At 69.3% G+C, this 16,815-nt stretch carries 11 protein-coding genes; 8 read left to right on the forward strand and 3 right to left on the reverse strand.

Annotated elements, in window-relative coordinates:
* Positions 1-99 precede the first annotated feature (99 nt).
* Complete coding sequence (gene pelA, locus G5C50_RS31555) at positions 100-1,161, reverse strand: pectate lyase (protein WP_165075953.1); 1,062 nt, start codon at positions 1,159-1,161, stop codon at positions 100-102.
* Positions 1,162-1,380: 219 nt separating this feature from the next.
* Here pelA and G5C50_RS31560 point away from each other — a divergent pair, with 219 nt between their 5' ends.
* The 4 genes from G5C50_RS31560 to G5C50_RS31575 all read left to right on the forward strand — a co-directional run bounded on the left by G5C50_RS31560 (position 1,381) and on the right by G5C50_RS31575 (position 6,687).
* Positions 1,381-2,892, forward strand: coding sequence for a sulfatase (locus G5C50_RS31560; RefSeq protein ID WP_165075955.1), 1,512 nt, complete (start codon positions 1,381-1,383; stop codon positions 2,890-2,892).
* A gap of 62 nt (positions 2,893-2,954) precedes the next feature.
* Positions 2,955-4,394, forward strand: a complete 1,440-nt coding sequence (locus G5C50_RS31565; RefSeq protein ID WP_165075957.1) for an arylsulfatase — start codon at positions 2,955-2,957, stop codon at positions 4,392-4,394.
* A 217-nt stretch (positions 4,395-4,611) separates the two neighbouring features.
* Positions 4,612-5,115 carry a ribosome-recycling factor gene (locus G5C50_RS31570; protein ID WP_165075959.1) on the forward strand — a complete coding sequence of 168 codons (504 nt, stop codon included), beginning with the start codon at positions 4,612-4,614 and terminating at the stop codon, positions 5,113-5,115.
* A gap of 132 nt (positions 5,116-5,247) precedes the next feature.
* The gene (locus tag G5C50_RS31575; RefSeq protein WP_165075960.1) at positions 5,248-6,687 is read left to right on the forward strand and encodes a family 43 glycosylhydrolase; all 1,440 of its coding nucleotides are present in this window, start codon (positions 5,248-5,250) and stop codon (positions 6,685-6,687) included.
* 28 nt (positions 6,688-6,715) lie between these two features.
* Here the strand turns inward: G5C50_RS31575 and G5C50_RS31580 are convergent, their stop codons facing one another.
* Positions 6,716-7,447 (reverse strand): PEP-CTERM sorting domain-containing protein, encoded by a 732-nt coding sequence (locus G5C50_RS31580; protein WP_165075963.1) that lies wholly within the window; start codon positions 7,445-7,447, stop codon positions 6,716-6,718.
* A 437-nt stretch (positions 7,448-7,884) separates the two neighbouring features.
* On the opposite strand from G5C50_RS31580, the gene G5C50_RS31585 reads away from it, so the two are divergent.
* Entirely contained in the window at positions 7,885-9,879 is a 1,995-nt protein-coding gene (locus G5C50_RS31585) for a heparinase II/III domain-containing protein (RefSeq protein WP_165075965.1), read from the forward strand.
* A 24-nt stretch (positions 9,880-9,903) separates the two neighbouring features.
* On the opposite strand, the gene G5C50_RS31590 is transcribed toward G5C50_RS31585, so the two are convergent.
* The gene (locus G5C50_RS31590) at positions 9,904-11,304 is read right to left on the reverse strand and encodes a hypothetical protein (RefSeq protein ID WP_165075967.1); all 1,401 of its coding nucleotides are present in this window, start codon (positions 11,302-11,304) and stop codon (positions 9,904-9,906) included.
* Between the two features lie 441 nt (positions 11,305-11,745).
* On the opposite strand from G5C50_RS31590, the gene G5C50_RS31595 reads away from it, so the two are divergent.
* From G5C50_RS31595 to G5C50_RS31605, 3 genes are all read left to right on the forward strand, one after another.
* Positions 11,746-13,344 (forward strand): DUF1553 domain-containing protein, encoded by a 1,599-nt coding sequence (locus tag G5C50_RS31595; RefSeq protein ID WP_165075969.1) that lies wholly within the window; start codon positions 11,746-11,748, stop codon positions 13,342-13,344.
* A gap of 254 nt (positions 13,345-13,598) precedes the next feature.
* Positions 13,599-14,954, forward strand: a complete 1,356-nt coding sequence (locus tag G5C50_RS31600; protein WP_165075971.1) for a DUF1501 domain-containing protein — start codon at positions 13,599-13,601, stop codon at positions 14,952-14,954.
* A complete protein-coding gene (locus G5C50_RS31605) occupies positions 14,951-16,708 on the forward strand; it encodes a hypothetical protein (RefSeq protein ID WP_165075973.1) in 1,758 nt (585 codons plus the stop codon). The genes G5C50_RS31600 and G5C50_RS31605 overlap by 4 nt, the downstream gene beginning before the upstream one ends.
* Positions 16,709-16,815 lie beyond the last annotated feature (107 nt).

Consider the following 16,815-nt stretch of genomic DNA (forward strand, 5'->3'; position numbering starts at 1 on the left):
GGGGGGAGAGGGGACCAGGGTTAACTTCGTCGTCCCGAAGGTTTGCTTCGCAGTTTGCCTAGATCCCACGCCGAAGGCTCGCGCGAATGCGTCGCGTCTCTACGCCGCCTTCTTACGCCCGGCCTGCCACGCGGCGTAGCGCTTGGCGACGGCTTCCCCCCAGTTGCCGTACCAGGCGTAGCCGTTGCGGCGTTCAGCCTCGATCTCGGCGACGTCGTACTTCTTGACGCCGTCGCGGCCGCAGAAGAACGGGCGGTTGGTGTCGACCTCGTAGAATCGGGCCCAGAGCGGCGGGGCGGCGGGGTCCTGGACGATCACCTTGTTTTTCTCGTGGATCTCCTGGCGAATCCCGGTCAGTTTGGCGGAGTCGTACCACGTCACGCCCGCCTCGATCGCCTGGACTACCTCGGGGCTGGGATTCGGGAGGCTCATCAGCAGTTGCAGGATGCCGCCGCTCTCGCCGCCGGAGATCGAGACCAACTCGAAGGCCCGCGCCGGGGCGGGGGCCAGGGTGGTTTCATCGTGCTGGGCGCACCAGGCGGTGAGCTTGCCGTTCACCTTGATCTGGCAGGCGAGGATGCAGGCGATCCCCTTGTCGAACGCCTTCACGGCCGCGGCGCTGCGGCCGGCGTCGACGAAGGCGAAGTCGTCCGAATCGGCGACGTCCCTCAGGAACTGGAGGATGTTGACCATCGTCCCGTCGTTGAAGGTGATGTGGCGGTCGTACCCCTTTCGGCTCGTGGGGAAGTGCTGCGGGAAGCCGCCGTTGGGATACTGGGCCGCCGTCGCGTGATCGAACCCGCGCAGGAAGGCCTCGCGATCGACCGCGTCGCCCGTCGCCTGGAAGGCCCGGGCCAGGAACCGAAGCTCGCCGAACGTGGCCCCGTTGTCGAACGTCCCCTCGATCTTGTTGCGATCGCCCGTATAGGGGACGGCCGACGTGTCGAAGTTCTTCGGCCAATCCCCGGCCGGCGACTGGTTCGAGAGGATGCAGGCGGTGATCTTCCGCCCCTCCTCGCCGCGATACCACTCCGGCGGCTTCTCCGCGTACTTCTTCCACGAGAAGCTCGCGCCGAACGCGGGGCGACCGCCCCCCGACAGCACGACCTCGACCACGACCACCGCCAGCAGCAACCCGAGCCGACGAGCTTTCACGGCCATGGCGCGACCCGCCTCTTCGATCGAAGGTTACTCATGGAATGGAAACGATGCGACTCCCCCGAGCTTATCGGGCCGCCCACGCTCCGAACAGGGTCGAGACACAGCCTCCCGCTCGAACCCTCTGGACGCCTCGTCTCTGGCCCGATACCATTTCAACCCCATAGGAGTAGTCGACTTAACTCGTGATTTTCACTGACCCGGCCCCCAAGGACTCTCCCCATGCTGAGACGCTTCATCCTTCCGATCGTACTGGCGCTGGCGGCCGTCGCCGCCGAGGTTCGGGCTGCCGATGTGCCCGACACGTCGAAGATGAACGTGCTCTTGATCGACATCGAGGACTGCAACGCCGGCGTGTGGGGGTGCTACGGCAACACGATCTGCAAGACGCCGAACATCGATCGGTTCGCGAAGTCGGCGGTGGTGTTCGACGCCGCCTATGTGCAGGCGGTGAGCTGCAACCCGTCGCGGACGTCGTTCCTGACGGGGCTGAGGCCGCCGACGACCGGCGTGACGACGAACGAGCAGGTGATGGACGAGCACCTGCCGCCGGGGACGCTGTCGCTCCCCGAGATCCTCAAAACCGGCGGGTTCACGACGGCCAACGTCGGCAAGCTCTTCCACCAGACGAACTATGCGGAGAAGAGGCTCCTGACGTTCGATCGGCTGGAGTTCATCGAAAAGCCGAAGGATTGGAAGGGACCGCCGCCGATCCTCCAGTTCCCTGCCGCCCCGAGGGTCAGCGACCCGCCGCCGGCCGACCGCAACAGCCGTGAGTTCCGCGTCTGGCGGCGGAAGCAGTCCGACCGCTACGGCGACTCCGGCCTGACCCGCGAACAGGAGCGCGATTACCGGATGGCGGCGACCGCCGCCGCGCTGATCAAGCAGTTCGCCAGGGACAAGTCGCGGTTCTTCCTGTCGGTCTCGCAGTCGAAGCCCCACACGCCGCTGATCGCCCCCAAGAAGTACATCGACATGTACGACCCGGACAAGATCCCCACGCCGCCGGCCGCGCCCGACGAGTTCGTGGGCCTTCCCGCTCACTACCAGACGCGGGCTCACGGCGGCAATCCGGACATCTTCACCGAGAAGCAGCCGACGCCCCAGCAGGCCAGGGAGGCGATCGCCGCTTATTACGCCTGCGTCAGCTTCGTCGACGACAACATCGGCCTGGTCCTCGACGCCCTCGACGAGGCCGGGCTCCGCGACAACACGATCGTGGTCTTCCTGGGCGACCACGGCTTCCACCTGGGGGACCACGCGTTCTGGTCCAAGTACTCCATGCTGGAGCCGACCCGCCGGGCCCCCCTGATCGTCCGCGTTCCGGGAGCCGTGGGGAACGGCCGCGTCAGCCGGCAGTTCGTCGAGTTCGTCGACCTGCTGCCGACGATCGGCGACCTGGCGGCCGTGAAGTTGCCGACGAACCTGGAGGGGACCAGTTTCTCCCCGCTGCTCAACGACCCAGAGCGCCCGTGGAAGTCGGCCGTGTTCATGTCCGGCGGCTCCCGCGACCACGGCCGGATGGTCCGCAACCGTCGCTACAGCTATCTTGAGTTCCAGGAAGGCAGCGACTCACCGGCGCTCTTCGACCTGGAGAAGGACCCCTGGGAAACGCGGAACGTGATCGACGAGCCCGCCTACGCCGAGACCCGTCGCGAGTTGGCCGCCTTGCTCCAGGCCGGCTGGAAGGCCGCCCTCCCGCCGGAGGATGCACGGAAGTCCGCGCGAGATTGACACGCCGTCACTCCACTGGCCCGCGCCGCAATGCCGGCCCCCCTGCGTCTGAGGACTCCTACATGAACATTCGACGCTCGATCGTGCTGACGGCCGCAACCACGGCCATCGCCCTCGTCGCCCTCGGGAACGCGGCCGAGGCCGCCGCGCCCGGCAGGCCGCCGAATATCGTCTTCATCCTGGCGGACGACCTGGGGTACGGACACGTCGGCTGTTACGGGCAGACGAAGATCCGCACGCCGAACATCGACGCGCTGGCGAAGGAGGGGATGCGGTTCACTCAGTTCTACAGCGGGGCGGGCGTCTGCGCCCCGGCGCGGAGCACGCTCCTCACGGGCCTGCACACCGGCCGGACGCCCGTTCGCAACAACGGCCTGGACCGGCATCTCGACGACGCCGACGTCACCATCGCCGAGGTCTTGAAGAAGGCCGGCTATGTCACGGGAGGCTTCGGCAAGTGGGGGCTCGGCCGCGACGAGACGCCGGGCGTGGCCCTGAAGCAGGGGTTCGACGTCTGGTTCGGCCACTACAGCCAGACGCACGCCCACTTCCACTACCCGGCCTTCTTGATGAACGGCCTGGAACGCGAGCCGCTGCCGGCGAATCTCGGCAAGAAGCGCGGGACGTACGCCCCCGACGCCGTCCACGAGCAGGCCCTGGCTTTCATTGAGGCCAACCGCGACAAGCCCTTCTTCGCCTACCTCCCGTACACGCTGCCGCACGTCGAGTTGATCGCCCCGCCGGCCGATCGCCAGGCGTACGAGGGACGCTGGCCGAAGATCAACCGGGCCGATCCGAGGCCCGGCTACATCGGCTCCGACGACGCCTACGCGGATTTCGCCGGCATGGTCTCGCGGGTCGACGCCCAGGTCGGCGAGGTCGCCGCCCTCCTGAAGCGACTGGGGATCGAGGACGACACGATCCTGATCTTCACCTCGGACAACGGCCCGCAGCCCGGCGCGTGGCTCGACATCTTCGTCGAGTTCTTCGACGGCAACGGCCCGTCGCGCGGCGCGAAGGGGAGCTTCTACGAAGGGGGCGTGCGCGTGCCGATGATCGTCCGCTGGCCCGGCCGCATCAAGCCCGGCTCGACGAGCGATTTGATCGCCTACTTCCCCGACGTCCTGCCGACGCTGGCCGACCTCGCCGGGGCCTCGAACGCGGTCCCGCCCGGCCTCGACGGCCTCTCGTTCGCCCCCACGCTGCTCGGCGACCCGGCCGCGCAGAAGCCGCACGAGTACCTCTACTGGGAGGAAGCCGGCGCGAAGCAGAACACCATCGCCCAGGCCGTGCGCCTCGGCCGCTGGAAGGCCGTGCGCCCCGGCCCGGCCGCCGCCTGGGAGCTTTACGACCTCGACGCCGACCCCGGCGAGGCGTCCAACCTCGCCGCCGCCCACCCCGAGGTCCTCGAACGCGTCGCCGCCGCCTGCCGCGAGGCCCACACCCCCGAACGCCCCTTTCCCGCGGCCCCGCGAGAATCAGCCGCGGATTACGTGAAGTAAGAGTCTGTCCCGTAAGGCGAGCGGAGCCCTGAAAACGGGGACTGGCTCCGCAGCGCAGCGGAGGTGCCTGTCCCCGTTTTCAGGGCGAAGCGGCGGAGAAAGAGGGACAGGCACCGCTCGAAGACTCACGGAGCCAGTCCCTGTTTGCTCGGCCGCGAAGCACTTACGGGACAAACTCTCAGCCCGCTAAGGTGGGCTGCCAGGCTGCGAGGCTCGCATGAGCGACTGGAAACCGAGGATGCGGAAGTCGGTGCGACACCTGGCCGACCAACTGGCCGGGATTCGGCCCGGCAAGCTGAGCATCGGCTTCATCGAGACCTTCCGGGTCGCCGTCCACGGCGACTCGGTGGCGCTCGCCAGGATGGCGAGCGTTGCGAGCCAGGGCGACCGAATCGTCGTCACGCCGTTCGACCCGACGAACGTCCCGGCGATCGTGAAGGCGCTGACCGAGGCCCGGCTGAACGCCTACGCCCTGAACCCGAGGGCCGTCGCCGTGGGCGTGCCGCCGGTCAGCGGCGAACAGCGGGCCGAGATCGCCCGGCACGTCAAAAAGCTGGGCGAGGAGGCCAAGGTCGCCGTCCGGTCAGTCCGCCAGGACGCCCGCAAAGAAATCGCCGCCCGAGGCCGAGGCTCCGAGCGGGCCGTCCAGGAGGCGACCGACGCGGCCGTCGAGGAGATCGAGCGGCTGGTCAAGGCGAAGCTCGCGGAGATCGGGGCCTGACGACCATGGCCGGGCGCGCGACCGCCGTGGCGGAGCCTTGCCAGGCTCTCGGCCCCCTGCGCTTCCCATCGCGGTCGGTCTCGGGCGATGATACAGGTCGAACGATGACTTCGGCATCCGGGAGGCGGATCGATGGGCGTGGGAATGAGGGTCGCTCCGGCGGTGGTCGCGGCGTTGCTGGCGATCGGCTCGGCGGCGAACGGGCAGGCGCAGGAGGTGAGCAACTTCTACAACATCGTGGACCCCTCGGGGGCCGACCCGTGGGTGATCCGGCATGACGACGGCCGGTATTACCTGATCCAGTCGATGCAGGGGGGGATCGTGCTGCGACGGTCGCCCACGATCACCGGGCTGTCGGCCGGGGAAGACCGCCTGATCTGGCGGCCGGAGCCCGGCACGGCGCACAGCAAGGAGCTTTGGGCGCCGGAGATCCACCGGCTGAAGGGGGGGTGGTACGTCTACGTCGCGGCCGACGACGGCGACAACAACCACCACCGGATGTACGTCCTGGAGAACCGCGCGGACGACCCGTTCGAGGGGACGTTCACCTTCAAGGGGAAGATCACCGACCCCTCCGATAAGTGGGCCATCGACGGCACCGTGTTGCGCACGGGAACGGGCGACGCGGAGCGGCTCTACTTCGTCTGGTCGGGCTGGGAAGGGGACAAGAACGTCGACCAGCGGATCTACATCGCCCCGATGAGCGACCCGGCGACCATCTCCGGCCCGCGCGTCGAGCTGTCCCGGCCGACCCACGACTGGGAGAAGGCCGCCGGGCCGCCGACCATCAACGAGGGCCCCGAGGCCCTGATCCACAACGGCCGCGTCTTCCTGGTCTATTCGGCCGCCGGAAGTTGGAGCGACCACTACTGCCTGGGCCTGCTGGCGCTCAAGCCGGGGGCGGACCCGCTCAACGCCTCGGCCTGGACCAAGTCGCCGGAGCCGGTCTTCGCGAGCGCGAATGGAGTCGTCGCGCCGGGCCACAACTCGTTCACGAAGTCGCCCGACGGCAAGGAAGACTGGATCGTCTTCCACGCGGCCAAGGCCCCGGGCTCGGGCTGGTCGCGATCCATCCGCGCCCAGGAGTTCCACTGGGGGAAAGACGGCCTCCCCGTCTTCGGCGCGCCGAAGGCCGCCGACCGACCAATCCCGCTTCCTTCCGGCGAGCCGAAGCGGCTCCGGCTGGAAGCCGAGAAGGCGCGGCTGGAAGGCCCCGCGAAGGGCGTCGCCGACTCCCAAAGCTCGGGCCGATCGAAGCTCGTCGACCTGACAGGCCCCGAGGCCCGCGCGACGTTCGAGGTCTCGGTCGCGAAGGCGGGGACGTACGTGGTCGCCGTCCGCTACCGGACCGAGCCGGGCCCCGCGGCCGACCGTCGGGCGCGCAACTCGCATCGCCTGCTGGTCGCCGACCGCCCGCAGACGACGCTCGTGTATCCGGACTCGGGAGGCGGCCGGTGGTCGGTCGCCTACGCCCGGCTGCGGCTCCTCGAAGGGAGCAACCAGATCGGCCTCGCTCCCGGCGACGGCCGGGCCGAGGTCGATTGTCTGGACGTCGTCCTCGACCCCGAGTGAGTCGGGGCCGAGGATGAAGACCTGGGCGTCACACTGAAGCTGAAGCCGAAGCCGCCGCGGCTCGACGGCGGCGGACGCTCCAGCCCACGGCCCCGACGGCGCCCAGGCCGAGCATGACGAGGGAGCAGGGCTCAGGAACCGCCTGCGTCAGAACCAGGGTGCCTTGCTCCTCGATCACGTTCCCCGACAGGTCGTGGGCGTGGATGAGGTAGTTGATCGTAATCACCGCATTCGCAACCAGCGCGGGGAGGTCGATGTAGGTGAGGATCGAGAACTGGCCGAGGAAGCGGTCCGAGCCCGAGTTGTTCACCAGCGCCGTCGCTGGTCCGAAGAGGTTCGAGTAGTAGAACGTGAAGTCCGAGGAGGGGACCGAGATCGGCGGGTCGCTCTGCCACGTGGCCGTCGACGGATTGGAGAGGATGGGCGTCCAGCCCATGCCGGTGGGAACCAGCGGCTCGTTCTGAGGCTGGCTGGTCGTCGAGCCGGTCGGCGGCGGGCCGGGGTTGAAGGCCGCGGTCCCCGGAACGTCGAACAGCTTGACGTAATCCCCCGTCAGGAATTGCACGCCGGTGCGCTCATACCCCAGGAAGGTGAGACGGTAGACCGGATCCCCTGCGACGACGATGATGCCGCCGTCGGGCGGCTGAGTCAGGTAGCCCACAAGGCCCGCTCGGACTTCCGTCGAAGCCAGGGTCGAGCCCACAAGCATCGTGAAGACGGCGACCAACGGACGGAACAGGCAACGACGGAGTCCATGCATAAAGGATGCTCCCGAGGCGCTCGATGTACGGTTCGAACGAATTTGCGACGTCGGGCGACGTCTCGTCCATGAGGAAGGATGGCAAAAATCGCCGTTCAGCTCTCGCTCGGCACCGCGGGCAAACCCGAAGGATTCGTGCGACGATGCGGAATGAGCTCCACCGAAGGCCAATCGCCACGTGGTCCTGGGTGCTGCTTAGTCCGTAGAGCGCTCAAGATCCACCTATCGCGGTGCGCATTCTATCGTATCCCAGCGATTGGAGGCAAGCATATCCGTAGCCTTACGTTGCATAAATTCAACAATCCAGCGCCCCCCGCCTCACGGCCGCGCGATTAGGGAACATGCGAGGGCCGTTAGCCACGCTTGCTTCCCGTCTTACATCGCCTTACTCTGTAATCCATCGGAGACGATGATTCCGACGCCGGGAGAACCGATCGATGTTGAACAAATTGCATCGCATTCGCTTTTTTCTAATCGCCGGTTTGGCGACGGCTCTCACCGCCGCCGACGGTCCTCGGTTCCCCAAGCCTGATCCGGCCGCCGCGCTGGGTGAATACAAGACTTACGCCGCCCCCGGCGACCCGCTGCGGCGGGTCGTCGAGGACTGGGACGGCGCCCGCCGCCGCGCCGCGGAACCGCGATGGCGGGACTGGGTCGCGGCTCGTCGCGCCGAGGTCGACGAGTGGAAGGCCCATCGTCGCGACAAGGTGGAGTGGCGGTCCGGCTGGCATCACGACTTCGTCAGTCCGAAGGACGGCTCGTTCCTGGTCTGGACGCCCGACGAGCCCGGTCCGGACACGCTCCGCAGCCGCAACGACCCGAAGACGCCCGTCGCGCTGACGCCGACGCTCCATGACGCCTGGGTCTACCGCTTCCGCACCCAGAACGCCTCCCTCATGCCGGAGGCCGCCCGGCTCTTCCGCCTCACCGGCGAGCGGGCCTACGCCGACTGGGCGGCCGGCCAGCTCGACTTCTACGCGGCCAACTACAAGAAGTTCCCCCGCCTGCCCAAGCCCCAGCCCGGCACGCAGATGATGTATCAGTCTCTCGACGAGGCGACGATGCTCAGCCGGTTCGTCGAGACCGCCCGGCTGCTGGACGACTTCGCGACCCCCGAGCGCAAGCGGGCCTGGCTGGAGGGGCTCTTCCGCCCCCAGTGCGAGTTGCTCGCCCAGACCCGCCGCGACATCCACAACATCGCCTGCTGGCAACGCTCGGCCGCGGCGCAGGTCGCGCTCCTATACCACGACGACGCCCTCTGGAAGCAGGCCGTGGACGGCCCCTTCGGCGTCCGGCAGCAGGTCCGCGAGGGGATCACCGGCGACTACCTCTGGTATGAGCAGTCGTTGGGCTACAACTCGTACACGGCCCGGGCGCTGATGCCGATGTTCGAGGCCGCCTGGCTCGCCGGCCGGGCGGGGGAGCTTCGCGACGAGATGCTCGCCGTGCAGAATCTGATCCTCTCGCCGATGGCCCTGCGGTTCCCCGACGGCCGCCTGCCGACCCCCGCCGACCAGAACGGCACCGGCAAGGCCCCCGACCGCGAAACCCTGGCCGACGCCGCCCGGCTCTTCCCGAACCCCATCGGCCTGAAGGAAGCGTCGAAGCGGCGGACCTGGGCGACGCTCGTCGACCCTCTCCCCGCGCCGAGCGGCTCCTACGAACTGCCCCCGGTCGTCTCGCGCGATTTGGAGTCGAGCCGGATGGCCGTCCTCTCGGCCGACGGCTGGCAGGTCTTCTTCCACTACGGGCAGCTCACGCAATCGCACGCCCAGGCCGAGGCGCTGAACTTCGAGGCGACTTTCAAGGACGTGGACGTGACCCACGATCCGGGGACCGTCGGCTACGGCTCGCCGTTGCATCGCGGCTGGTATCGCACGGCCCCCGCGCACAACGTCCCGATGATCGACGGCCAGGGCCAGGTCGGCTGGGATCCGGGCGAGCGCGGGTCGTTCTCGAAGACCTCTTCCACCGCCGCCCAGCCGCGCTACAGCCCGGACGCCTCGGCCTCGCGACGGCTCTCCATCGAAGGGGGCAAGCTCGTCGACGAGGCGACCGTCGAGGCCCTCCACGTGAAGCCGGGTGCCAAGCCCCACGCCGGCCTGGCGCTGCACGTCCAGGGCCACGTCGAGGCCCCCGAAAGCCTCCGCGCCGACGCCTCGTTCGCCGGGTCCCGCCCGGCCCCGTTCCAGCAGTGGAAGGACGCCCGCACCGCCACCTACCGCGACCGGGCCGAGTTCATCATGACCACCGCCAAGGGCGCCCGCTTCCGGCTGACCTTCCAGACCCCCGGCGCGTTCCGCGTCACCCTGGCGAACACCCCCGACGCGCCCCCCAAGCGCCGCGACTCCTTCTACCTCGAAACCGACGCCCCCAAGGCCACATTCCGGACGACGTTCGAGCCGCTCGAAGGCGAGAAGCCGAAGCCCTGAGGCGCGCCGTTCGGGCGGCGAGGGTTAGTAGAGGAAGAAGCGCGACTCGATGAGGCAGCGGCTGATCTCGGTGTCGCGCCAGTCCCAGAGCCGTTCGTGGTGGCGGTCGACGTCGTGGGGGCGTTGGTTCCAGGAGCTGGGGTAGTACCAGGCCCCGACGGCCTGCAGGGCGATCGACCAGGCGATCGCGACGACCAGGAAGATCCGAAGGGCCAGGCGTCGCGACAGGGACCAGTCGATCGCGAAGGCCAGCAGGATCGCCAGCGGCACGGAGGCCTCGATCCAGTACCGGGGGCCGAACGAGTGGCCCCCCCACCAGACCGAATACTTGGAGAGCAGGACCGCGTAGGGCACGAGCGCCAGCGTCGTCCACGCGACCGCCGGGAAGGCGGCGACTCGCCGGGCCGTCGCGGGGAGGAGAAGGACCGCCGGCGCGGCCCAGGGGGAGAACACGAACAGCCCCCGCGCCGGGCTGAACAGCGTCCCCGCCGCCCCCTCCAGGAAGCGGCCCGTCCAGATGCCCTCGACCCCGTGGACGGACGCGTGGAGCGCCTCCAGGCCGTCCTGGCCTCCGGCCCATACGCCGAAGTAGTAGAGGTTGTAAGCCAGCAGGACCGCGGCGATCGGCACGGCGGGGAAGATGAACCAGGCGAGATCCCTCGGCCGAGTCAGCAGCAGGCCGAGCGCGACGGCCGCCGGGAAGACCACGTCGAACAGCCGGATGGCCGTCAGCATCCCCGCCGCCAGCCCGGCGCCCGCCAGGTGTGCTCGCGAGGCCGGCCCGGGCGTCAGGAGCCGGAGCATGACCACGAGCATCAGCACCGCCGGGCCGTGCTGCCAGGCCGCCTGACTCGCCACCGCCCAGAGGTCCGACCCCAGCGCCCCCGCCAGCGCCGCCGGGACCGCCGCACGCCCCAGGCCCATCCGATCCAGGAGCTGGAGCAGCAACGCTCCCGCCAGCGCCGCCAGGATCGCCATCGCGTTCTTGGACATCTGCGAGCAGGCCTTCTGCAGCCAGTACAAGTTGGAATCCCAGCCCGGCTCGACGAGGTCCCGGTACCAGATCTGCGGTGCGATCAGCGGCGCCGTCAGGAGCGCCGGGGCCACGGGATAACGCGACAGGATGTGCCCGCGGCCGGTCGTCGCGAAATCCGGCAGGGCGTGATCCGGCAAGCGGATCCCGTTCTCAAACCGCTCCAGGAACGGGCCGTAACCCCGGACCAGGGCGTACGGCAGCACCTCGTTCGGGTACGTGTCGTAAGCGCCGATCGACGCCCGCTGGTTCCCCAGGTAGGCCGCCAACAGGAGCAGCCCGAACGTCCAGTACCGCGTCCGCCCCGAGCAGACCCATGCCAGCGAGACCTCCCGTCGCGCCAGATCCGAGGCCCTCGCCCAGCCCCTCGTCAACCCCGGCCCCATCGCCATCGCCGCCGCTCCCCCTCACCCCAGGGACGTCGCGATATCGGACGTCCCCACTTCGTCATCCGCGTCCTTCTTTGGCCTGAAGCCAACCCATGCTACAGGTAGGCGTCAATCCTGTTCGGCACGGGCGTCGGGCCTCGAAAGCTCCGAAGGCGACCTTATGACTCCCCCAAGACAGTTCGGCGCCCGACGGACGAACTCATCTGCGAGAGGACCCAGGCGAGTTCGCTCTCGGGTGAAGCGTCTTCAAAGGATCGCCGGACAGCCCATCTCCTATGCCTGTCGGACTTTCCGCCCGCGTCGCTGATGTTAACAGGACATCAGAATTGAGAATGTTTTTGACCGAGTCCGCTTGCGGCGATACCATCCCTCTCATCGGGCCGGATCATGACGCGGAGCCCGACTCGATCGCATCAATTGGGGACGCTCTGGAGGAACCAGCTCATGAGGCGCGGTTGTTCCCTGGGTCTCGTCATCGCGTTCCTGGCCGGAGGCGTCGGCATTGGCGCCGGCCCGGCGTCGTCGCCGCTCTCGGAGTCGGAGCGGGCGCTGACGGAGAAGGTCGACGCCCATCTGGCCCGGGCCTGGGCCGAGGCCGGCGTCGAGCCGACGCAGGCCGCCGACGACGCCGAGTTCCTCCGTCGCGTCTGGTTGGACGTCGCCGGCAAGATCCCCACGGCGGCCGAGGCGCGGGCGTTCCTCGACGATCCAACGCCCGACAAGCGGGCCCGCCTGGTCGACAATCTCCTGCGCAGCAACGCCGCGACGAATCACGCCGTCAACACCTGGCGGAACCTGCTGATCCCCGAGGCGGCGTCGAATACGGTGGCGCGGGTCCTCGCCCCGGACTTCGACGTCTGGCTCCGCGCACGCCTCATCGGCGGCGTCGGGCTGGACGTCCTGGCCCGCGACCTGTTCTCCACCCCCCTCGACGGGCGGGGCCCATTCACGTCCCAGCCAAGCTCCGCCAAGTCGGAGGCGACGCCGCTCGCCTACTACGCGGCCAAGGGCTATCGTCCCGAGGACCTCGCCGCCTCCACGGCGCGGCAGTTCCTGGGGGTCCGGATCGAGTGCGCCCAGTGCCATAACCATCCGTTCTCCACCTGGAAGCGCGATGAGTTCTGGTCGTTGGCCGCCGCCTTCGCAGGGCTCCAGCAGCCCGCGCAGCCGAACGGCGGCATCTCCCTCAACGCGCGGGAAGACCGCTCGAAGCGGGAGCTGGAGATCCCCGGCACGTCGCGAAAAGTCTCCGCCCGGTTCCCCGACGGAACCGAGCCCGCCACCAGCAAGGACGCCAGCGCCCGCCAGGCGCTGGCGAAGTGGATGACCTCGCCCGACAACCCGTACTTCGCGAAGGCCGCCGTCAACCGGATCTGGAGTCAGCTCTTCGGCATCGGGCTGGTCGATCCGGTCGACGACTTCGGCGACGCGAATCCGCCGAGCCATCCCGAGCTGCTCGAGGATCTGGCGGCCTGGTTCATCTCGTCCGGCTACGACCGCCAGGCCCTGATCCGCGCCCTGACCGCCACGCGGGCCTACGGCCTCTCCAGCGACGTCGAGCACGCGCGGCCGGCCGACCCTCGGCTGTTCGCGCGCGGCCCCGTCCGAGGGCTGACCTCCGAGCAATTCTACGACAGCCTGGCGCAGGCCGTGGGGATGCCTCCGGAGCTTACGGCGAACCCCCGCGCGGTCGTGCCGAACGGCCCCCGCGCCGCCCTCCTGGAGAAGTTCGCGATGGGGGACGACCGGCCGACCGAGCACCAGACGTCGATCCCACAGGCGCTCGCGCTGATGAACGGCGCATTCGTCGCCGGAGCGACGGACCTGGTGCAGGGCGAGACGCTGGGGGCCGTCGCGGACGCCCCGTTCCTCGACGACCGAGGCCGCGTTGAGACCCTCTTCCTGGCGGCCCTGTCGCGCCGGCCGAGGCCCGAGGAATCGGCCCGGCTCGTCGCCTACGTCGCCTCCCACGGGTCCAGGCTCGCGCTCGCGGACGTCTTCTGGGCCCTGCTCAACAGCGCCGAGTTCAAGCTGAACCACTGAGGATCGCCGTCTGACACGCGGGGCTGACGACCCGACGCTTTTCTTGAGCCCACTCGATCACCCGAGGACAAGCCAACCTGGGTGCCATGGCCACGCTCGCGTGGCCATGCGATCGGCGTCGGTCTCGCGGTCGTCCCACACCGGTTCATGGCCACGCTCGCGTGGCCATGGCACCCGTGGGTTCTGAAGGGGGCAATCGAAAGGTGTCGAGTCGTCAGCACGCGGAGCGGTGCAACGTCCCGGAGGGGAGTGTCATGGATCGCACAAACCCGCGGCGCGCCCTGTCGCGCCGCGAATGGCTCAAACTCTCGGCGAGCGGCGTCGCGGCGGCGTCGGCCTCGGGATGGTTCGAGACGCTCGCCTCCGGCGCAGCGGCCGACCCGACGCGTCGGCGCTCGTGCATCCTGCTCTGGATGGCGGGCGGCCCCAGCCAGATCGACACCTTCGACCCCAAGCCGGGGCACGAGAACGGCGGCTCAACGCGGGCGATCGCGACGAGCGTGCCGGGGTTGCGAATCGCCGAGCACCTGCCACGGCTCGCCACGAAGGCCGACGACCTGGCCGTGATCCGATCGATGACGACGAAGGAGGGGGACCACGGCCGGGCCACGTACCTCCTCCGGACCGGCTACGCACCGAACGGGCCGATCCGCTACCCGGCCCTCGGCGCTCTCGTCGCCAAGGAGATGGAGCGTCCCGACGACGAGCTGCCCAACTTCATCTCCGTAGGCCCGGTCCGAGGGTTCAACGCCGCGGCCTACGGGCCCGGCTTCCTGGGCCCGAAGTACGCGCCGCTGATCGTGGGCGACCGGCCCCTCGGAGTGGTCCAACAGCGGCCGGGCGGGCCGACGCCGCTGCGGGTGGAGGACATGGACGCGCCGCCGGGGATCGCCCTGGCGCGGGCCGACGACCGGCTGGGTCTGCTCGAAGGGCTGGACTCCGACTTCCTGGCGCGGCGGCCGGTCGGGCCGGCGTCCAGCCATCGCTCCGCCTACGAGCGCGCCGTCAGGATGGTCCGCTCGAAGGCCGTCGAGGCGTTCGACCTCGACGACGAGCCCGCCGTGCTGCGCGACGCCTACGGCCGGAACGATTTCGGCCAGGGCTGCCTCCTGGCTCGGCGTCTCATCGAGCGGGGCGTGCCGTTCGTCGAGGTCTCCCTCTCGCGGATCGACGGCTCGCCGACCGCCACCTGGGACTCCCACCAGCAGAACCATGACGCCGTCAGCCGCCTCTGCGGCGTCCTCGATCCCGCCTGGTCCACGCTGATGGACGACCTCCGCGCTCGGGGGCTGCTCGAATCGACCCTGGTCATCTGGATGGGCGAGTTCGGCAGGACCCCGAAGATCAACGAACGCGGGGGCCGCGACCACTTCCCCAGCGCCTGGAGCACCGTGCTGGCCGGCGGCGGAATCAAGGGCGGGCAGGCGTATGGGCGGACCTCGCGCGACGGGGCGACCGTCGAGGACGGGGCGGTCACGGTCCCCGACCTCATGGCGACGATCTGCACGACGCTCGGGATCGACCCCCAGGTTCAGAACGACTCGGGCCTCGGCCGACCGATCCGGATCGCCGACCCGCAAGGCAAACCCATCGCCCAGGTGCTCGCATGAAGATTGGACACCTCATGCTGACGCTCGGCGTCCTCGCGACGGCCTCCGCTTCCGCCGACGACGACGACCTGCCGGCCAACGTCTTCGCCGACGACCCCAACGACGACGTGCAGACGGTGCTCTTCCTCGGCCCTGCGCGGCCCGCGGTGATCCGCCTGCGCATCCAGGTCGACGGCCTGAGCCACCGCGCCCGCTGGGACTCTCTCGTCCGAGCCCTGATTCCTCGCCTCGACGACGACAAGGACGGCGCCCTCAGCCGGACGGAGATCGCCCGCGTCGACCCGTTCCGGGGCTCGCGGCCGATCCAGTCGTATTCGCTCGCCCGGCCGACGAATGAGCCGGTCACGGACCGATCCAAGATTTCCGACCCGGTCGACCTGTTCCGCCCCTTCGCGCCGCCGTTCTCGATCCAGCTCACGTCGTCGCCCGAGGGGCCAAGCATCAACATCTTCGACGCGATCGACCACAACAAGGACGGCCGCGTCGATCGCGACGAGGCGGCGGCCGCCGCGACCTCGCTTGCGATTCTCGACGCCGACGACGACGGCACGATCTCGGTCCGTGAGCTGACCCCCTTTCGCAGCCCCTTCGTGGGCCTGGGCGGCGGGATCATGGTCCGGGACTCGGCGATCTCGGCTCGCATGACCGACCTCACGGCCGAAGGGTCTCCGGAAGTCCGAGCCCGGAAGATCCTGGAACGCTACGACGACGGAGTGACCCGGCCCGCGGCGTCCTCGACGTACACGCCGCCCGCCGACCGACCGGCGGGCCCGGGGGGCTCGCGGACTTCCCGGGCGCGCGACGGCAAGCTCGACAACGGAGAGATCATCCTCGGCGCCGAAGCCTTCGCGAGGATCGACGGCAACGGCGACGGCCACCTCGATCGCGACGAGATCGAGCGCGGCCTGGCGACCGACCCCGACGCCGAGTTGATCGTCCGGATCGGCAAGCGCGCCCCGGGGCAGCCGGCCATCGAAATCGTCCGCCCCGTCGCGCCGCGACCCGGCGGCGGCGTCAAGCTGATCGCGCTCGGCAGCGACGGCGTGGTCGTCGACCTGGAGACGATGGCGATCGAGATCCGCTCGGGCGACGACTCGCGAAGTCAGGTCGTCGCCAATCGGAAAATGATCTACATAAACCAGTTCCAGGCCGCCGACCTGGACAAGAACGGGGTCGTCGACCGCGGCGAGCGTCTGAAAGCCCCGGCGCTGGCCCCCCTGATATCCGCCGCCGACCACGACGGAGACGGCCGGCTCACCGAGGCCGAACTCATCAATTACGTCGACTTGCAGGCGGAGGTGGCGAGCCTGCGAATCCTGCTGCAGGCGATCGACCAGGGGACCTCGCTGCTGGACCTGGTCGACGTCGACCGCGACCACCGGATCGGCGTCCGCGAACTCCGGGCTCTGCCCGAAGCGCTACGCCGGGAGGACCGTGACGGCGACGGATACGTCGGCCCTCGCGAGGTCGCGCGGCACTATCGCTGGATCGTCGCCCTGAGCGATCCGAACGGCGGCCAGGGCGGACCGATCGTGGTGACGAACCGCATCGCGGCCCCGACGGTCCCGACGTTCCCGACGCCGCCGTCGGCCCCGTCATGGTTCCTCAAAATGGACCGCAACCGCGACGGCGACCTCTCGCCCCGCGAGTTCCTCGGCCCCGAGGCCGTATTCGCCGCCTACGACGCCGACCACGACGGCCTGATCAGCCCCGCCGAGGCGCAACGTCCGCCGAAGGAGGCCGACGGACCGTGAGGGCCGGCGCGCAGCGGCGGGTGAGGGTTGTCGGATTTCAGAGGGCACGTCGGACGAAATCTGGAACCATAACGGCCTTCCCCCCTTGAGGGCTTTCAGGGGAAGGC

Source organism: Paludisphaera rhizosphaerae, from assembly GCF_011065895.1.
Lineage (GTDB): Bacteria > Planctomycetota > Planctomycetia > Isosphaerales > Isosphaeraceae > Paludisphaera > Paludisphaera rhizosphaerae.

Excerpts from the sequence above, each read along its gene's own strand:
- G5C50_RS31580 (WP_165075963.1), bottom strand. The coding sequence starts at position 7,447 with ATGCATGGACTCCGTCGTTGCCTGTTCCGTCCGTTGGTCGCCGTCTTC.
- G5C50_RS31575 (WP_165075960.1), top strand. The coding sequence starts at position 5,248 with ATGGGCGTGGGAATGAGGGTCGCTCCGGCGGTGGTCGCGGCGTTGCTG.
- G5C50_RS31595 (WP_165075969.1), top strand. The coding sequence starts at position 11,746 with ATGAGGCGCGGTTGTTCCCTGGGTCTCGTCATCGCGTTCCTGGCCGGA.
- G5C50_RS31560 (WP_165075955.1), top strand. The coding sequence starts at position 1,381 with ATGCTGAGACGCTTCATCCTTCCGATCGTACTGGCGCTGGCGGCCGTC.
- G5C50_RS31605 (WP_165075973.1), top strand. The coding sequence starts at position 14,951 with ATGAAGATTGGACACCTCATGCTGACGCTCGGCGTCCTCGCGACGGCC.
- G5C50_RS31565 (WP_165075957.1), top strand. The coding sequence starts at position 2,955 with ATGAACATTCGACGCTCGATCGTGCTGACGGCCGCAACCACGGCCATC.
- G5C50_RS31570 (WP_165075959.1), top strand. The coding sequence starts at position 4,612 with ATGAGCGACTGGAAACCGAGGATGCGGAAGTCGGTGCGACACCTGGCC.
- pelA (WP_165075953.1), bottom strand. The coding sequence starts at position 1,161 with ATGGCCGTGAAAGCTCGTCGGCTCGGGTTGCTGCTGGCGGTGGTCGTG.
- G5C50_RS31590 (WP_165075967.1), bottom strand. The coding sequence starts at position 11,304 with ATGGCGATGGGGCCGGGGTTGACGAGGGGCTGGGCGAGGGCCTCGGAT.
- G5C50_RS31600 (WP_165075971.1), top strand. The coding sequence starts at position 13,599 with ATGGATCGCACAAACCCGCGGCGCGCCCTGTCGCGCCGCGAATGGCTC.
- G5C50_RS31585 (WP_165075965.1), top strand. The coding sequence starts at position 7,885 with ATGTTGAACAAATTGCATCGCATTCGCTTTTTTCTAATCGCCGGTTTG.